Below are 18,602 nucleotides of genomic sequence, written 5' to 3'. Positions count from 1 at the left end.
CTTTAAGAGGTTTTACGCAGTAAAACCGTCCCTCTGGGAGTCGGAGAGAGAAAGACTTGAACTAAAGATTCAAGGCAGGGAGAGGTTCCTCGAACTCATGTTGATTTAGGTATTTTGTGGGGTGGGCAATACCCACCTAACCTACTTTCTGATTTCTACAGTGCGCCCTCATCTGGAGTTTTGGATTTACCTTTTGCCTTATTAGCACTGCGTTTGAGGGCAGAGAGTCTTGCTTCATATTTCGACCGTTGGCGCTTACTAGGAGTATTATCAATCAGGGTTTTTAAGGCGCTACCTAGACTTTTGTAGGCATTAGGGAGGCTATAACCAAAACGAGTCGCTAAGGCGATCGCTTTTTCATCAGCATTTAGCAATTCTTTTAGTTGCTTTTCACCACTATTCTTTTGGTACAGTCGCCAGCCTGACACACCACATAGCGACAAAGCTAACACTAGAAGCAATCCATCTTGTACCCACAATTCGCCCACTGCACCACCTAAACCAATGGCTAGTGCTGCCATTTCCCAACCATCTTTAGGAATTGTGTCATTTTGAATGCGAGCAACTTCATGCCAGAACAGCAGATTACGCTGATCCATTGCGAGGGCATCCCATTTCACCAAGTCAATTTGAATTTCTACCTGGTCTTTACCAATTTCTTCGCAACGAACCAGGGGTGGATTGACCTCAGTTGTGCCTTCAACCGTGACCCAGCTCTGTAATTCTGGCGGTAGTAAGCCTTTCAACCGCCGTAATTCACTCATTTCCGCTTTGGCAGAGGAGGTTGCATAGGATGTCATAATATCCAGCCCCAAAAAATTTCAGTTATATTGTGAGGGTATCACTTTGGAGTATAGCTATTTAAGTGATGATCCGTCTGACTCGCCCTTAAAACTTCCTCGCTTTTTTCGTGCTTCCATTGCTTTTTCCAGCAAATCTAGCAATCCTGGGGCTTCTTCTTGAATACTGAGTAACAGTCTTTCCCCAAGTTCTACATTCCCCGGATCAAGACCTGTTGCCATCACTTCTTTCAGGCGAGGTATTGCTATACCATCCACAATCTGAATTAACCCACTCAAACAACGGTGAAATTGTCTTTCTGTGAGAATCGAGTCTTCTAGAGGAAACTCAATAATGGCACGGATTTCGCCATCGGATGGGTCAAACTCCCATTGCAACATTTTGGTTTCCCAGGAAATAGCAAGCATTGTCTGTAGGATAGCTCCCTTGTGAGGATGGTCTTGAATTCCTGCCAGAACTTGGGGGGCAAATACCCGGAAAAATTTTCCCTCTTCATCCAATTGGACAACTATTAGGAAATCTTCTAGGTTATCAGCCTCCACACCTGTTATAATTCTGTCTTCTTCATTATCAAAACGGTAGTCCCAACCAAGGTTGTCTAAATAGTTGGCAATCTGTTTGAGGTTAGCTCCCATAAAAGCCTCATCAGGAACGTGGAGCAGTTGTTAACAGACCTAGTTTAACCTGCTAGGGGTAGTTGTTTAGGTTAGTGTGGATACTTCTGATTACATAGAAGTATGCAATTAGGGCATGGAGCATTGGTCAAACAGGGCATTGAACATAGGAAAAACAGATGCTCATTCTGCGCTGTAAATAATATTTTATGAAGGAGTCTTGCTCATTATTAAAGAGGCGATAATCACTTTTATCAAAATATTAGCCAGTGAAGGATAGAACACTAACTCCCTTAAATTTTAATATTATTTTATAGGTTTAATGAATGTATTGCTAGCTCAAGCATAGTGGCATGATTTGAAATCAAACTTGAAAGCTGAAGTTTAGTTGAGATAGTTTATGCAAGCATCTGAGGCTTTTGAAAACATAAGTAAAATCTTCAAAGAACGCTTTTAAAAGCGAATAAATATAGCACAGAGACTGGTAAAGTTTAATATTACAAGCAACAAATTGTTTTCATTAAATAATCGTGGTGAATAATACATTTTTTATTGTCTAGTAATTATGAGGTTTATGCGTAAATCAGCTTTCATTCTAGCGATCGCACCCCTAGTCTTTTTGATCGCTGCTTGTGGTGAAAATTCAGGACAAACAGCAAGTACACCCGGCACTCCCGGTAGTAATCCACCCGCACCAGCAACTAGAAATCGCTGGGATAGTATTAAAAGTCGTGGTCAGCTAATTTGCGGTGTCAGTGGTGAAGTGCCAGGGTTTAGCTTTGTGGGAACTGATGGTAAATATAGCGGCATTGATGTAGATGTCTGTCGCGCGATCGCTCGTGCTTTAGCCATGCAACCTAAAATTATGCTGTTTGACGAACCCACCTCAGCCTTGTATCCCACAGGAATCAAAAGTGCTAACAAACCGCCAATTACAAATTTCCTCATGAAACCACCTTGTAATCAATAAACCTTTTGTCCCACAACTTCACACCAAGCTTGAGCAAAAAATCCATCTGGGTGCTGACTCCATTCTCGCAAAGCACTACTCATTGCTGTAATCGTAGGCGTAGCCCGCCGCAGGCATCGCTCATTAGTCCAACCTTTCTGTACAGCTCGATCCACCTTTGCAGAAGCCTCAATTAGCAGCGCCAAATATTCTGTAGCCTCACTCAGCGGCTCATAACATTGATAAGAAGCCGAAGCTTGGATATTAGTAAACCCACTTTGGCGCAGCAGGGCGCGTAACTCTCTACCTACGTAAGGATTACCAGAATTTTGCTGCTGGAGCCACTTGTAGTAAGAAAATGCTTTTTCCAGTTCTGGTGTAGACGGCGCAATCAAAAACCCGCCCCAGTCAGGACTACGAAGCCCAACAATTCCCCCCGGTTTCAAAACTCGCCACAGTTCCCGCAACGCCTGCGCTGGTTCTTGGAGGTGTTCAAACAACGCATGGGAGAAGATTGCATCAAACGAGTTATCTGGGAAGGATAAAGCATAAATATTTCCCTCCAGAAAATTAGCATTACTGACACCTTGGGTGAAAGCACTCTCAGCAGCTATCCGAATTTGAGACGCTTCTGTGTCAATACCTGTAAGCGTACCAGGGGCAATGACTTTTGCTAAACCCAAAGCGATCGTCCCAGGCCCGCAGCCACAATCTAACAATTTCATCCCTGGACGAAGATAAGGCGTGAAAAACGCACCATGAGTATCCACACTGCGATTTGCCATGAAATTCGTCGCATTGCTTGAATACCCTGGAGTATACTTCTCTGGCATCGCTCTGACTCCCTACGATATCTGTATGAGTATCATAAGTAGGTAGTTTTCAGATGTCCAATATATATTTATATCAAATTGAAACTTATAAAATATAAAAAAAATGGAATTGCGACACCTGCGCTACTTTATTGCTGTAGCTGAAGAACTGCACTTCAGTAGAGCCGCCGAGCGATTGCACATTGCTCAACCGCCTTTAAGCCAGCAAATTCAGCAACTAGAGACGCAATTGGGGGTAGAACTATTTCAGCGTAAAACCAAGCGACAGGTGCAGTTAACGGAAGCTGGGCAAGTTTTTTTGCAAGAAGCTTATCAACTTTTAGCTCAACTCCAAAAAGCAATTGAGCTAACCCAAAAAACGGGAAGAGGTGAAAAAGGACTACTACGAATTGGGTTTACCAGTTTGGTAACTTATGATTTGCTTCCTGTGATTTTGCGACAGTTCCGAGAACAGTTTCCAGAAGTAGAGTTGATTTTGCAGGAATTAACCACAACTCAGCAGGAGCAAGCGCTACAGGATCGCCGCATCCATGTAGGTTTTGCCCATCCACCCTTAGAAGACAACACACTCAATCAAGAGTGCATTCAGCAAGAAGCTTTAATTGTGGCTATGTTGGAAACTCATCCCTTAGCTGAAAAAGAGTGTATCTCAGTGCGATCGCTTATGGATGAAAGTTTCATCATGTTCCCGCGGCATTTGGGGCCCGGACTTTATGACCAAATTGTGAGTCTTTGTCAGCAAGGAAATTTCAGCCCAAAAGTGACTCAAGAAGCGATTCAGATGCAGACAATTATTGGGTTAGTTTCAGCGGGAATGGGAATTGCGATCGCACCGTCTCCATTGCAAAATCTTCAGAGGGTTGGTGTGGTGTATCGCGCTGTAGAGGAGAAAACACCATTAGTAGAAACGGCTGTAGTGTGGCAACAAGAGGATATGACACCTGTACTAAGGGAATTTTTGCAAGTTGTCAGAAGTATTTGTGGTTAATTAATTAGTTGTCTGCACGCCATGTAAAAATAATTCGTTCATCAGCTTGCCTAAACTCAATATTAAATTTATCAAATACAACTTCTCTTCCTAAAAGTAATTGCTCTCCACCTGTATTAGTTTGTAACCATGCCACAGCAGCAATAAAACTATGTTCATCAATTGTCATTTCAACATTACGTAAAACATACTCAACTCTTCCGCCGATGGTTTCTGCTAATAACGTTGATTCAGCATCAGCCAAAGCGGAGCCTAAATCTTGACCGACTTTGAATGAAATTAAACTTAATTCAGCACCAGAGTCTACTAACATCGTTGTAGATATTTCTATATTTCTATGCTTTAATTTTACATGATAATTTGGTTGCCAGTCATGCCGAGCAACTGTACGAAAACGAATTGGTAGAATTTGGATAGAAGCAGTGCGGCGCGGAACTAAGTAAATTGAAAATATCTGCTTTGACGTTTCTGCTAATTCTAGAACTTCACGCAAGTTTTCACTGTGAGCGATTAAGCCATTAGCATTGTAAGCAATATATTGATTTTTATATAAATCTAATAACATCTGGCGATTCTGGTTTAGCCACTTCAACATTTGCTGACTTTCATCGGGAGAGGGTGTTTTATTCATAGATTTTGCAACTCATAAATAGATTGAGTATTGCACATCTTATTTGTAACTTTATTTGATGGATATCACGTTTAAGCGATCGCTCTTTTGTTTTGCTTCACATCCTCTGGTTAAAAAAGAGCGATCACTATTACATAAACTACAACTCAATTTGGGAATACTGAGTAAAGCGCAGGTATTTGCTTTGCAGCATTGACGCGACTGGCTACCAGACATTGTGGTACTGAGTATTTAGCAAATAAGAGATAATTATGGAAACGGAGAAGTAAAACCTGAAGGCGCAGAATTGATGTATGTCATTCCATTCAAACCTTTAAAGTTACAGCCTTCCATCTGAATTAAGTTCTCTCTCCCTTTGCGTCTTTATCATCATCAAGGTCTTTATGAAGATATACGCCATTGGTATGAAGAAATCTGAGTAATGCAAAACGTATTATTCTTTCTAAACCAATGTAAGTTGGTATTCTCTTGAGAACCTTTTTTAAATCTTTGTCATCCACATTAGGTTCTAAACCAGGTACACCAACTTCATTTATACTTATATACATTTGTTCTATATATGGTTTAAAACTTTGGACTGTATGAACATACTTACTTCTTATGTCATAAGCTGCTTTTATATTTATTTCAATACATTCTTCTTGAAGTTTTACACTCTCATCATTACTTTCTGTTTTACTAAAAAAATTTTCGTTAAGTAAACTTTTGAGAGTTAAATTAAATTTTTTCCTGACTTGATATAATCTACTTTTTAGATATTTAATATCACTCTCTTCACCCATACAGGCTAATCTAATAAATATTTTTTTTAATTTTTCATCATATAATTCATTATCAGTATAATCATAAAAATTTGACAGGATTTCTCCACAAGTAATTAGATCAAGATATGCTTTTTCTATATCCTGATCCATTATTTGAAGTGAATTAAGATAAAATTTGCCAGCAGCCAAGAAGTATCTATGTAATTTTTCAAATTGAGCATTGCGAGTTAATATAAATTTGATTATTGCTTCACACTTATCAAATGCAAGTGGAATTTCAAGGTCTTTTCGGGGTAAATGATTAGTGATACCAACATGGTCGTTAGATATTGAAAATATTGGTTCATAATTTGGCATCCAAAAAATTCCATAACTTTCTAATATTCCATGATTATCAAACCTTTTTCCATAATAAACAGCAAGAGCAATAGATATAATGTCACCAATAAATGAATAATCAGGAATTACTATTTGTTGATCTGGTTCAGGTAGAAAATCAAAAATGCAAACATAGTAATATCTACTCATTTGACTTTCATTATATTCATTATCTTTCTGTGTATTGTATAAAGCTCGATTTCTCATACTTGGATGTGCTGATGCAATCAGTAATTCATCATCTTCATAGTCACCATTGAATCTAGCTGGTGATGAAATTAAACATTTATGAATATTAGGATGTGATCTGAACTTTGAATTATCCATAATTAAAGTTATAAGTTTCAAACGTGAAAGTAAACATTAATGTGTACAAATCTAACATAACTTTCATCCTCTTCTCCGAGCCTCTGCGTGAGATAAAAAAAAGGCGAACCCGAAAGCTCGCCCTAAATTATGCTGTTGCTCAATCCAAACCCAAATCTAAATCTTTGCTTCTTCTCTCACCAACTTATCCCAACCCAAATCTTTCAAATTATTATTCCGACGCAACGGACGAGTCACCAACTCTAATATGTCACGCGCATTTGTAAAGCCGTGAATTTGAGCAAAAGTGAACTCCACAGACCACTTAGTATTAATACCGCGTGCTTCCAACGGATTAGCGTGAGCCATACCAGTAATTACCAAGTCTGGTTTCAACTCATAAATCCGTTGAAGTTGATTGTAATTATCCGGCTTCTCTACAATCCTTGGCAGAGGTGAATTCATTTCCTGGCAAGTTTTCTCTAATAGCGCCAACTCAGCAGCTTGATAGCGCTTATCCATATAGGGAATGCCGATTTCGTGAACAGTCATCCCGCAACGGATTAAGAATCTTGCTTGGGAAATTTCCAGCAAGTTATCACCCATGAAGAATACAGACTTACCGCGAATTAGTTTCACATAATCTTCCAAGCCTGCCCAAATTTGTGCTTCCCGTTCATCCAAACCCTTGGGAGTAATACCGAACACCGAGCAGATTTTCTCAATCCAAGCGCGGGTACCATCGGGACCAATGGGGAAGGGTGCGCCAATGAGTTTACACTTGCGGCGGCGCATTAAGGTGGTAGCAGTACGGCTAAGAAAGGGGTTGACACCAGCGACATAATACCCTTCTTCTAGTACTGGCAGTTCAGTGAAGCGCTTCGCAGGTAGCCAACCGGAAACTTTGATACCTTGTTTCTTCAGTTCCAAGGTTAACTGAGTAACTACGGGGTCGGGAAGGGAGCCGAAGAGAACCAATGGTGGGTGATCCACGTACTCAGATTCATCTTGGGCGACATCTTCTTTCTTCTTACCGAAGTTGAGCAATTTAGCGATCGCATTGCGTTCACTTTTCTCTGTTTCCGCCACAGGAGCCTTATCAGGACAACGGTTAGCCATTGCTGCTAATACGGTGTCTTCCCCTTGGGTGAAGGCGTAATCTAGACCGTTTGCCCGCGCTACAACGATGGGAATACCGATTTCGGATTCCAGTTTTGGTGCCAAGCCTTCCAAATCTGTTTTAATAATTTCGGTGGTGCAAGTGCCAATCCAGACAATTACACTAGGATTGCGATCGCGTTTAATCTGCAAGCACAACCGCTTCAACTCTTCATAATCATTCAGTTGTGCCGAAATATCGCCCTCTTCCAACTCTGCCATTGCATAACGGGGTTCAGCAAAAATCATCACCCCCATCGCGTTTTGCAAGAAGTAGCCACAAGTTTTTGTCCCAATCACCAAAAAGAAGCTATCTTCAATTTTTTGGTATAACCACGCCACGCAGCTAATTGGGCAAAAGGTATGGTAATTTCCAGTTTCACATTCAAAGTTTAAAGCTTCTGGTTGTTGAGCGACAGTCATTTTGGTTTTTTCTCCCCTTGATATTTAATGGCAGGTCAACCAATTTTAGATTTTAGATTGACAATTTTAGATTGAAGACTGGGACAACAAAAGTAGCCTCTGTCTGACGACAATTTCCCTAATTCCTAATCCAAAACCCCGAATCTAAAACTTAAAATTGCGAGGAACGGCAATAATTAGGCATTGGGGAAGAGACGGGCAATTTCTGATTCATCAAAAACGCCTGCTGGCAGTTCTTCCCCTAAAAAATCGTTACTTTCTTCAGTCTTTTGCAAGGCTGTTTCATCACTCCAGACATCTGACAACACGTCTTTAAACGCATTTTCATCTAGTGGACTATCTTCAAGCGCCTGGTCGTCATCCAGCTTTAGTTCGATTGCAGGTGTTGTATCGAAGCTAATTTCCCCAAACTCATCTGCTTCTAAATTAGAGGTTTGGAGAGACTCATCTTTTGAGTCGTGTCCATTGGATAAGGAAATATCGCCAAAGCCATTTTCGGTTTCCTCCAACTCGCTGATTCCCAGGCTTTGCTCATCGGAATCCAGGATTACCAACTCTTGAACTACCGCCACCGACCCAATGCCGTTTGTATGAGAATGTGTCAATGTTTCATCTTCGGGCTTTTTCTCAATGACAACTGCTGCTTCTTCTACGTATTTTTCCGGTTCTGGGTTAATGAGGAAGCGGTTACCAAGAGCAAAATCTGGGTCAAAATGCAAATCCAGCACCTCAATCAGGGTATCGGCGTCAGGATTAAGTTTGGCAAAGGGCAACATTAACTGCGCTAGCTTTGGCTCTAGGGCGTTAAGAACTCCCAGGATGAGGTAAGAAGGTGGTCGCTTCCCGCCATCAGGGGTGTACACTGATTCCACTTCCATGTGCAGGGTAATCCAGTCCCGATTATTCTGGAAAAATTGCAACCACTTTTGCTTTATTGAATCTGTAAAGCTGTGAAAGAAAGCCATATTATTGTCCCCCATCCTGAGAACTTGGTGATTTATACAATCATCAAGTCTAGTTCCTCTTCTGAATTAGGAACCTGGGGTTTACCCGGATTTAGATAAAAATCAGACAACAAAGAGAACAGCTCACGATCTGGTGTGTCGTTAGGTACAACACCTTCGGGACGCGCCAGAATTTGGTCAGCGATGTTGAGATAGTAGTCGCAAACGTAGTCCAGGGAAGGATCTTGCTCTGCCATCTCAAACAAAGTCTTACCCTTCACACGGGAAACACGGATATCTTCAATCAAAGGTAAAACTTCCAAAACTGGCATTGGCACAGCTTCTATATATTTTTCAATCAAGTCGCGCTTGGAGGTGCGATTGCCAATCAACCCAGCTAGACGCAGTGGGTGAGTTCGTGCTTTTTCACGGACTGAAGCAGCAATGCGATTAGCCGCAAACAAAGCATCAAAGCCGTTGTCTGTAACAATCAAGCAGTAATCTGCATAGTTGAGTGGTGCTGCAAAACCACCGCAAACTACGTCACCCAGAACGTCAAAGAGAATTACATCGTACTCATCAAAGGCGTTAAGTTCCTTAAGTAATTTTACGGTTTCACCAACTACGTAGCCACCGCATCCAGCACCCGCAGGTGGTCCACCAGCTTCTACGCAATCAACACCGCCATAGCCTTTATAAATCACATCTTCCGGCCAGACATCTTCGTAGTGATAGTCCTTTTCTTGGAGGGTGTCGATAATTGTGGGAATCAAAAACCCAGTCAGGGTAAAGGTACTGTCATGTTTGGGGTCGCAGCCAATTTGCAGCACTTTCTTGCCACGTTTAGCTAGGGCGACTGATATGTTACAGCTAGTTGTGGATTTACCGATACCACCTTTTCCGTAGACTGCTAGTTTCACTGTTGTTTGCCTCTTATAGCTTTTTGTCAAACTTGTGGCTCAAAAATTTGTCTTCACCTGTCCTGAGATGGCGATGCATGACGTCTGTGAATGTCATTATTGTGCAAATTACATAGAAAAGAAAGTGGCTCTTAATTTGTAAAACGGTCTTTTTCAATGAATTAGAGCTTAATTCTGCTTATTTGGATTTTAATTGTTTTCAAAGCCTAAAATAGCTCTAAAAAACCTTAAAAAATAGTTTTTATTACTTACTTTTATAAAAATAGTGACAATATAAAAAATATTCAATTGGCTTTTTTGAATGCTTTTCATAGAATTAGCTGATGGTATTACAAGGTGTTTTCAGGGATTGGGGCGCAGCATCAAGGGTAAACAGAACTATATGCAGACCGATGCCGGAAATACTACTGCAATTTGCGTTAGCGTAGCTCACCGTACCCCTACGGGGAAGCAAGCTACGCGTAGCGTTCCGCAGGAAAGGTATCGCAGATAATTTGGTAGTTTTCAGTCGGTAGCCAAGACCCTTTAATTGCTGCTTGAGAGTAAGTTAGTCTGATTTTGTAAAAAATTATTAAATTGCCAAATATTATCTAAGATTATTAAAATCTTTCATATGTGCTGATTGAAACATTATGTATCGCTCATACTTAGAAATACATGTTATTGATTTGCTGCCGCCAGTGAAGGAGGTGGCAGCCTACTAATGGGCATTCCCAGTCTCTGACTAGGAACGAGGCAAATTAGGACACCTCAGTTTCAAATTCCTGGATTTCCTGTAATGTTTGCCAGCCCGCTTGCCACTGGGAGTTATCTTGTAATAATTTGGCATTTATCCAGAAACGGACTTTAGGATCACAAGCAGCAACCATTTCGGCGTAAACCCACTTAGCCTGATTTTTCCGGTTGATAACTTGGAAGTGCCGCCAACCGTCTACTTTTTGCTGTGCTGTCCACTTAGAACCAACTAGGTAAGGAAATTTAGGTTTTTTAGTCATTTGTTTTTTAGTCATTTGTTATTGAACATTGGGCATTGTTATTCTTCTTCTGCCCCCTGCTGCCTCACTCCTACGGCTAAGATGTCACCAAATCGCCGTTACGGGTAAACTTATGAGAATGCAACTCACTATCTTGCTGGACGCATAGCGAAAACCATCTGATATGGCTCCAGCACGTGTTGATGTTGTTGGTAATTTTGCGCTTTTTCTTAAAAAGGCGTTGTCTTACGACTTCATTAGGGCAAAGAATTTCTAGCGATTTTCAGGTTGATACTCAATCTGGCAAGATTATAGGCATTACTTCCTCTGGAAAAGTCACTATAGAATATTTGGAGATGAACAGTACTTATAAAGTGGCAGCCTGACAATTATGGATTCGCTTGAGTTTGTTTCCGTAGTTATATAGCACAACAATAAATGGGAAATCGGGACTACGGGAAAATACGACTTTTACAAGACGTGAACACCGATCTAGGCGATCGCTCTGCTGTTCATACAATATCTATAAATGAGAACAGAAATTTTCTTTACTTGGTGTTCTAGTGGTAGCCTGTCTTGAAAAGTGACGCTCCTGCGGACGCTCGTTCCGACGCTCCCACGTCGCTAACACTACCGCTTTGCTAACGCTAACGCTGCGCTAACGGCGGGAAACGACGCGATACACTTTTCGCTGCAACAAGCTGCTGCGCCTTTACATTCCTGAAAAAGCCTATGCAACCTACTAATCCTAACCAATTTACAGAAAAAGCCTGGGAAGCGATCATCCATAGTCAGGATATTGTTAAACAATATCAACAACAGCAAATTGAAAGTGAACACCTGATGAAAGCGCTGCTAGAACAAGATGGTCTAGCAACTCGGATTCTCACCAAGGCAGGTGTTAACCTTCAAAAACTGCGCGATCGCACCGAACAATTTTTCCAACGTCAGCCAAAAGTATCCGGTAGCAGCAGTTCTGTTTATTTGGGACGAAGCTTGGATACACTGTTAGATCGGGCAGACGGATATCGCAAGGAGTTTCAAGATGAATATATTTCTATTGAACCTTTATTGCTGGCTTACGCTAAAGATGACCGCTTTGGCAAAGCTTTATTCCAAGAATTTGGTCTAGACGAAGGCAAACTAAAAAATATTATTAAACAAATTCGTGGGAGTCAAAAAGTGACCGACCAAAATCCAGAAGGCAAATACGAAGCACTGGAAAAATACGGGCGTGACCTTACAGAAGCCGCGCGTAAAGGTCAACTCGATCCAGTGATTGGGCGAGATGATGAGATTCGCCGCACTGTGCAAATTCTATCTCGCCGTACCAAAAATAACCCTGTGCTAATTGGTGAACCGGGTGTTGGTAAAACTGCGATCGCCGAAGGATTAGCACAGCGCATTATCGCAGGTGATGTACCCCAATCCCTCAAAGACTGCAAGCTAATCGCTTTAGATATGGGTGCTTTGATTGCGGGGGCAAAATTCCGCGGTGAATTTGAAGAACGCTTGAAAGCAGTATTAAAAGAAGTTACTGAATCTAGCGGCAAGATTGTTTTATTTATTGATGAAATTCACACCGTTGTCGGCGCTGGTGCAACCCAAGGGGCGATGGATGCTAGTAACTTGTTAAAACCAATGTTGGCGCGGGGCGAATTGCGCTGTATTGGGGCGACAACTCTGGATGAATACCGCAAACATATCGAAAAAGATGCCGCACTGGAAAGACGCTTCCAACAAGTTTATGTCGATCAGCCTAGTGTAGAAGATAGTATTTCGATTTTGCGCGGGTTGAGAGAACGTTATGAAACCCACCATAGTGTGACGATTTCTGATAGTGCTTTAGTTGCAGCAGCTATATTGTCCAGTCGGTATATTTCTGATCGCTTTTTACCTGACAAAGCTATTGACTTAGTAGACGAAGCGGCTGCTAAACTTAAAATGGAGATTACCTCCAAACCAGAAGAACTCGACGAAATCGACCGCAAGATTCTGCAATTGCAAATGGAGCAGTTGTCTCTGCAAAAAGAAAGCGATCCAGCATCTCGTGAACGTCTAGGAAGACTGGAAAAAGAAATTGCCGATCTTAAAGAAGAACAAAGAACACTGAATACTCAATGGCAATCTGAAAAAGATATCATTGACAAAATTTCGTCAGTTAAAAAAGAGCTTGAACGTGTTAACCAGGAAATTGAGCAGGCCAAACGTAACTACGAACTTGAAAAGGCTTCGACGTTGGAATATGGGAAGTTACCCGATTTGAATCGCAAATTAGAAGCAGTAGAAGCTGAATTGGTAAACACTCAAAGAAGTGGTAAATCACTATTACGGGAAGAAGTAACAGAAGGTGATATTGCCGAAATCATTTCTAAATGGACAGGGATTCCGCTCAGCAAGTTGGTGGAATCAGAGAAAGAGAAACTGCTGCATTTAGAAGATGAACTTCACCACCGGGTGGTTGGACAAGAAGAAGCAGTCACAGCGGTAGCAGATGCAATTCAGCGATCGCGGGCTGGACTGGCTGATCCGAATCGTCCCATCGCTAGCTTTATTTTCCTTGGGCCTACGGGTGTGGGTAAAACCGAGTTGGCGAAAGCGCTGGCGGCGTATATGTTCGATAGCGAAGATGCGCTGGTGCGAATCGATATGTCTGAGTATATGGAAAAACACGCCGTTTCTCGCTTAATTGGTGCGCCTCCAGGATATGTAGGTTATGAAGAAGGCGGACAACTTACAGAAGCGATTCGGCGGCGTCCTTACTCAGTGATTCTCTTCGACGAAATCGAGAAAGCACACCCCGATGTCTTCAATATCTTCTTGCAAATTCTCGATGATGGTCGCGTCACTGATGCCCAAGGTCATAAAGTGGACTTCAAGAACGCTATTATCATCATGACCAGCAACATCGGTTCGCAATACATTCTTGATATCGCCGGAGATAACGCCCACTACGACGAAATGCGCCGTCGAGTCATGGAGGCGATGCGGAATAGCTTCCGTCCAGAGTTCCTGAACCGCATTGACGAAATCATCATCTTCCACGGTTTAGATAAGAAGGAATTGCGGCAAATTGTGCTGTTGCAAGTGGAAAGATTGCGGCAAAGACTGAGCGATCGCAAAATATCCCTCAAGCTCTCGGATGCAGCACTTGACTTTTTAGCAGAAGTAGGCTATGACCCCGTATATGGGGCACGTCCACTGAAGCGGGCGATTCAGCGGGAGTTAGAAACTCAAATTGCCAAAGCCATCTTGCGCGGCGAATTCAACGACGGCAACACTATTTTTGTAGATGTGCAAAATGAGCGTCTTTCTTTTAGTCGCCTACCTGTTGAGGTATTTACTAGCTAATTCAGTAAGTAATAACCTCCCGCAAAGACGCAAAGTTAAATAAATGCGTCTTTGCGTTTTTTGTGACATTACTTTTACTAATTCTTACAAAGCACTTGTCGCATTTTACGCATATTTGCAGGCAACTCTAAATTCATTGCTTGTTGAATAAAAATTGATGGAATCGGTATAAGAGGTGTAGCTTGCACAGTATAAGCAAGTATTGTGCCATCACCACAATCTTTTAATTCTAAATTGGCGTGGAAGTCCTCAAAAGTCCCTTTTTCCATGCGAAATTGGATTTGCTGCCCCAGCACTTCCATGACGTTGAGGTAAATTTCAACTTGAGCAGTGAAAAAGAAAAAGGCTTTCTGTGCTGCTTGATACAGGTGTTTCACTTCACCTCTGTACATCACTTCGCTTTTAGTGATGTCAGGAAAATATTGCACCCACCGGGGATAATCAGTTAATTGCTGCCAAACTTGCGATCGCACCATCGGCAAATACATCCAGGCTGTGACAGCGCCACCCCACATCTTGTGCGATCGCGTTTCTACCAAAATTTCACCTTGTACCAGTAACCTTTGCTTGTCTTGACTCCAAGCCATATCTGAACCTGCAATAATTGAGTCTGATATATAAGAAGATGCAGACATAATGATTTTAGTTACTCCTCAACTCATCCACCTAACGGAGTTGAAACTACAAGCTATAAAACTTGATTTAGATCCAACCCACTAAATTTTAGTTCCAGTTTAATGCCTATGTTTTCCATAAATAGTGAATTTTCAGTAATTATTTCAGTCACTTTACTGTAAAAACTGTAGTTCTTATCACAATTAACACAATTAATACTTAAGTTAATTTTATCAGAGCAATATTTGGAGATGAAAAACTGCGTTGTTAACAGCTAGAATGGCACAAACACAACCTAATATCAAGCAGCTTACCCCAGCGTTTGGATAGTATCTCTCTATTTTTACGTGTTATTTCTGATGAAACTGCAAAATCATCGTAAGTTCATATCTTCTTGTCAATATCAAGTGTAATCTCTGTTGAGTTGAGAGGAAAACTAAGTGAGTCAATCTTCTTTAAATCGTAGATTAATCCAGATTTTTGGTATTCTTCTTGGCATTAGTGTAGCTGTCTGGGTACTAAGAGGCTTTGGTATTCTCACTTTTATTCCAGGTGGAATTATTTGGCTACTACTACTAGGGGCGATCGTGATCGCCATTATCAGTTACGCCCAAAGGAGATGGTGGCGTATTTAATCTGATTTCTTTTGAGGATAGCTGGGATAATCTCGGAAATTTCCCCCCAAGGGTACACGCCTTTATTTAATGATTTTCATGCCCTAATCTGCTCTTAAGAATTGTGGCGTGCCTATTTTGACACACTGCCAAAAGGATTTAATAGGGAAGCAAGGCCAACAATTTACTAGGGGAAACGAACATGGCAAAGTATATATGTACTGTTTGCGCCTATGAATATGACCCAGAACAAGGCGATCCAGATAGCTACATAGCACCGGGAACAGCCTTTGAAAATATACCAGATGATTGGTCATGTCCAGTTTGCGGTGTCACAAAAGACCAATTTGAACTAGTTGAAGAGTGAAAATAACGGCTAGCCTAGTAAAGTACGTGCTATAGAGAAATTTTAGAACTTGCTACCGTTACGAATCGTAATTATTGGGGGTGGGGCAGCGGGATTTTTTGGCGCGATCGCTTGTGCTAAAGCCAATCCTGATGCCGAAGTTACTTTACTCGAAGCCAGTCGCCAACCTCTAGCGAAAGTGCTAATTTCTGGTGGCGGCCGCTGCAACGTCACTCACGCTTGCTTTGACCCTGAGGAGTTAGTCCAAAATTACCCCAGAGGCGCAAAAGCTTTACGAGGTGCTTTGACTCGTTTTGGCCCTCAAGATACAGTAGCTTGGTTTGCTGCTAGTGGAGTCTATCTAAAAACTGAAGCTGATGGCCGGATGTTTCCTGTCACCAATACTTCAGAAACTATTGTGGAATGTCTGATTAAAGCGATGGCAACATCTGGGGTAAAACTCCGTATCGGTACACCTGTAACTTCGGTGAGAACTTCCACAGATGGGGGGTTTGATGTTTTTGTGAAGTCGGGAGATCCGATAAAATGCGATCGCCTACTTCTTGCGACCGGCAGCAGCCTTGCGGGTTATAAAATTGTCCGAGAGTTAGGTCATCAAATTGAAGCGCCAGTACCCTCGTTATTTACCTTCAACATTGTCGATCAAAAGTTGAGGGAGTTAGCTGGAGTTAGCGTTAACCCTGCCCAATTGCGGTTATCTGTGGGCGGAAAATCCCAATTACAACAAACTGGGCCATTACTAATTACCCACTGGGGTTTGAGTGGCCCCGCAGTTTTGAAGCTTTCTGCTTGGGGTGCAAGAGTTCTGCACGAAAGCCGCTACCAAGCCAGATTATTGATTAATTGGCTGCCCCATTTGCGCCAAGAACAAGTGCGAGAAAAAGTTTTAGCAGTTAAGGATGAATGGGGAAAGAAAGCGATCGCATTGCATCGCGGCGTTGATCTACCCCATCGTCTCTGGCAATATATCATCGCCCGTGCAGGGATTACCACAGAAGATCGTTGGGCAGAAATATCTAGTAAAACCTTAAATCAACTAGTGCAAGAACTTACTCAGGGACAATACTTAACTAACGGTAAAGGAGCCTTCAAAGAAGAATTTGTTACCTGTGGCGGCGTCCTCCTCAAAGAAGTCAACTTCAAGACGATGGAAAGTAGGTTAGTTCCTGGTCTTTATTTTGCCGGAGAAATCTTAGATATTGATGGCGTCACCGGTGGGTTTAACTTCCAAAGTGCTTGGACAACTGGGTATTTAGCAGGGGTAGCAATGGCGACTAGCAACTAGTACAAAGCGGCAAAAATAAAGCTACCATCCTTTGTAGATAAATTTTGAACACACCCAACAATGAAATTCAGCGAAATCCTCCGCCAATTTGGTGATGCGCCCACCAATCATAGCCTAACTAGCAACCCAGACCATGACCCAGAAATTACAGGGGTAGCAGCCATTGATGAAGCTAGCAACGGTACTCTCAGCTACGTAGAAGGTGCAAAATTTGGGTCTTTTATCGGCAAGACTAATGCTAGTGCTTTAATTTTGCCCCAGGACGAAAAATTACAGGCGCTTGCACAGGAGAGAGGTATTGTCTGGCTAGCGACCCCAGATCCGCGATTATTATTTGCCAAAGCGATCGCCCTTTTTTACCAACCATATCGCCCCGTCCCAGAAATTCATCCCACCGCTGTGATTCACTCCACCGCAAAAGTTGGTAGCGATGTTTACATTGGCCCCCATGCTGTGATTCAACAAGGGGTAGAAATTGGCAATGGCGCAATGATTCATCCGAATGTGGTGATTTATCCAGATGTTAAAATAGGTGATCGCACCACCTTACACGCCAATTGCACCATCCACGAACGCACCCACATCGGTGCAGATTGCGTCATTCACAGTGGTGCTGTCATCGGTGCAGAAGGTTTTGGTTTTGTTCCTACCCGGACTGGTTGGTTCAAAATGGAACAATCCGGCTATACAGTTTTAGAAGATGGCGTAGAAGTTGGCTGCAACAGTGGCATTGACCGCCCATCTGTCGGAGAAACACGGGTAGGTCGCAATACAGTAATTGATAGTTTAGTGCAAATAGGTCACGGTTGCAAAATTGGTTCTGGCTGTGCGATCGCAGGTCAGGTTGGCATGGCAGGAGGTGTTCAACTGGGAAATCGCGTTATTTTAGCTGGACAAACAGGAATAGTCAATCAAGTGAAGATGGGAGATGGGGCAATGACATCTGCTCAAACTGGAATTCACAACGATGTTGCACCAGGAGAAATTGTCTGTGGAACTCCAGCTCTTCCTTACAAAGTATATCTCAAGGTATGTGCTGTTTATGGTCGCCTGCCAGATATGTATCAATCGTTAAAACAATTGCAACGTAAATTAAAAAATAGCAATGATTAATAGGAGTCAGTAAGTGAAAAGATAAAAGTAAAAAGAGAAGAAAGACTTAATAAGTTCTGTTTTGCCTTTTTACTTTTGCCTTCTCGCACTTGATTTGAGAGAAAGATGAAATTAAAACTGTGTAGGCGTAGCCCATCGCAAACATTGCCTACACATCAACTTAGATAATTGCCTACATCCTCATATTAATTTACCAAAATCATTAATTTTTGCCTTGAATTCAACTACTGAATAGTAGCAACAAGCTACAGGAATCCGATTTGATTTTTGAACAAAATAAACAAAAACAGCAACATTCAAGCTTAGAACTCGGAAGTTGAGCCTCTGAACTCGGAAGTTAAGCCTTTGAACTCGGAAGTTAAGCCTTTGAACTCGGAAGTTAAGCCTTTGAACTCGGAAGTTGAGCCTTTGAACTCGGAAGTTGAGCCTTTGAACTCGGAAGTTGAGCCTTTGAACTCGGAAGTTGAGCCTTTGAACTTGGAAGTTGAGCCTTTGAACTCGGAAGTTGAGCCTTTGAACTCGGAAGTTGAGCCTTTGAACTTGGAAGTTGAGCCTTTGAACTCGGAAGTTGAGC

Annotated in this window: 16 protein-coding genes and 2 pseudogenes; 8 read left to right on the top strand and 10 right to left on the bottom strand. The window is 42.0% G+C overall.

The window, feature by feature from the left end:
- Positions 1–155: 155 nt before the first annotated feature.
- Together V7K21_RS17700 and V7K21_RS17695 are read right to left on the bottom strand one after the other, a co-directional pair.
- Positions 156–800 carry a DUF3318 domain-containing protein gene (locus V7K21_RS17700; RefSeq protein ID WP_335176391.1) on the bottom strand — a complete coding sequence of 215 codons (645 nt, stop codon included), beginning with the start codon at positions 798–800 and terminating at the stop codon, positions 156–158.
- Positions 801–857: 57 nt separating this feature from the next.
- Entirely contained in the window at positions 858–1,436 is a 579-nt protein-coding gene (locus V7K21_RS17695; protein WP_335176389.1) for a hypothetical protein, read from the bottom strand.
- Positions 1,437–1,980: 544 nt separating this feature from the next.
- Between V7K21_RS17695 and V7K21_RS17690 the strand changes: the two are divergent.
- A pseudogene (locus V7K21_RS17690) lies at positions 1,981–2,316 on the top strand (transporter substrate-binding domain-containing protein); the annotation flags it as partial.
- 62 nt (positions 2,317–2,378) lie between these two features.
- Here V7K21_RS17690 and V7K21_RS17685 read toward each other — a convergent pair.
- Positions 2,379–3,197 carry a methyltransferase domain-containing protein gene (locus tag V7K21_RS17685; RefSeq protein ID WP_335176387.1) on the bottom strand — a complete coding sequence of 273 codons (819 nt, stop codon included), beginning with the start codon at positions 3,195–3,197 and terminating at the stop codon, positions 2,379–2,381.
- 103 nt (positions 3,198–3,300) lie between these two features.
- On the opposite strand from V7K21_RS17685, the gene V7K21_RS17680 reads away from it, so the two are divergent.
- The gene (locus V7K21_RS17680; RefSeq protein ID WP_335176385.1) at positions 3,301–4,185 is read left to right on the top strand and encodes a LysR family transcriptional regulator; all 885 of its coding nucleotides are present in this window, start codon (positions 3,301–3,303) and stop codon (positions 4,183–4,185) included.
- A gap of 4 nt (positions 4,186–4,189) precedes the next feature.
- Here V7K21_RS17680 and V7K21_RS17675 read toward each other — a convergent pair whose 3' ends face one another.
- From V7K21_RS17675 to V7K21_RS17650, 6 genes are all read right to left on the bottom strand, one after another.
- Entirely contained in the window at positions 4,190–4,816 is a 627-nt protein-coding gene (locus V7K21_RS17675) for a retropepsin-like domain-containing protein (RefSeq protein ID WP_335176383.1), read from the bottom strand.
- A gap of 338 nt (positions 4,817–5,154) precedes the next feature.
- Positions 5,155–6,285: a hypothetical protein gene (locus V7K21_RS17670; protein ID WP_335176382.1), complete on the bottom strand. Its 1,131-nt coding sequence runs from the start codon at positions 6,283–6,285 to the stop codon at positions 5,155–5,157.
- Between the two features lie 156 nt (positions 6,286–6,441).
- On the bottom strand, positions 6,442–7,845 hold the full coding sequence (locus tag V7K21_RS17665) for a ferredoxin:protochlorophyllide reductase (ATP-dependent) subunit N (protein ID WP_322672299.1): 1,404 nt from the start codon (positions 7,843–7,845) through the stop codon (positions 6,442–6,444).
- Between the two features lie 176 nt (positions 7,846–8,021).
- Positions 8,022–8,810: a DUF5331 domain-containing protein gene (locus V7K21_RS17660; RefSeq protein ID WP_335176380.1), complete on the bottom strand. Its 789-nt coding sequence runs from the start codon at positions 8,808–8,810 to the stop codon at positions 8,022–8,024.
- A gap of 32 nt (positions 8,811–8,842) precedes the next feature.
- Positions 8,843–9,709, bottom strand: a complete 867-nt coding sequence (gene bchL, locus V7K21_RS17655) for a ferredoxin:protochlorophyllide reductase (ATP-dependent) iron-sulfur ATP-binding protein (protein WP_012410753.1) — start codon at positions 9,707–9,709, stop codon at positions 8,843–8,845.
- Positions 9,710–10,449: 740 nt separating this feature from the next.
- Positions 10,450–10,704: a TIGR02450 family Trp-rich protein gene (locus V7K21_RS17650; protein ID WP_335176448.1), complete on the bottom strand. Its 255-nt coding sequence runs from the start codon at positions 10,702–10,704 to the stop codon at positions 10,450–10,452.
- Between the two features lie 711 nt (positions 10,705–11,415).
- Between V7K21_RS17650 and clpB the strand changes: the two genes are divergently transcribed.
- Positions 11,416–14,034, top strand: a complete 2,619-nt coding sequence (gene clpB / locus V7K21_RS17645) for an ATP-dependent chaperone ClpB (RefSeq protein WP_335176378.1) — start codon at positions 11,416–11,418, stop codon at positions 14,032–14,034.
- A 77-nt stretch (positions 14,035–14,111) separates the two neighbouring features.
- On the opposite strand, the gene V7K21_RS17640 is transcribed toward clpB, so the two are convergent.
- Positions 14,112–14,669 carry an SRPBCC family protein gene (locus V7K21_RS17640; protein WP_335176376.1) on the bottom strand — a complete coding sequence of 186 codons (558 nt, stop codon included), beginning with the start codon at positions 14,667–14,669 and terminating at the stop codon, positions 14,112–14,114.
- 420 nt (positions 14,670–15,089) lie between these two features.
- On the opposite strand from V7K21_RS17640, the gene V7K21_RS17635 reads away from it, so the two are divergent.
- From V7K21_RS17635 to V7K21_RS17615, 5 genes and pseudogenes are all read left to right on the top strand, one after another.
- Entirely contained in the window at positions 15,090–15,284 is a 195-nt protein-coding gene (locus tag V7K21_RS17635; protein WP_335070295.1) for a hypothetical protein, read from the top strand.
- Between the two features lie 181 nt (positions 15,285–15,465).
- Positions 15,466–15,630: a rubredoxin gene (rd, locus tag V7K21_RS17630; RefSeq protein ID WP_335176374.1), complete on the top strand. Its 165-nt coding sequence runs from the start codon at positions 15,466–15,468 to the stop codon at positions 15,628–15,630.
- Positions 15,631–15,679: 49 nt separating this feature from the next.
- Positions 15,680–16,915: an NAD(P)/FAD-dependent oxidoreductase gene (locus tag V7K21_RS17625; RefSeq protein WP_335176372.1), complete on the top strand. Its 1,236-nt coding sequence runs from the start codon at positions 15,680–15,682 to the stop codon at positions 16,913–16,915.
- Positions 16,916–16,975: 60 nt separating this feature from the next.
- Positions 16,976–18,028 (top strand): UDP-3-O-(3-hydroxymyristoyl)glucosamine N-acyltransferase, encoded by a 1,053-nt coding sequence (lpxD, locus tag V7K21_RS17620; RefSeq protein WP_335176371.1) that lies wholly within the window; start codon positions 16,976–16,978, stop codon positions 18,026–18,028.
- 345 nt (positions 18,029–18,373) lie between these two features.
- Positions 18,374–18,602: pseudogene (locus V7K21_RS17615) on the top strand (hypothetical protein); the annotation flags it as partial.

This window comes from Nostoc sp., assembly GCF_036919595.1.
Lineage (GTDB): Bacteria > Cyanobacteriota > Cyanobacteriia > Cyanobacteriales > Nostocaceae > Nostoc.
This window is presented reverse-complemented; position numbering and strand designations above follow the sequence as displayed.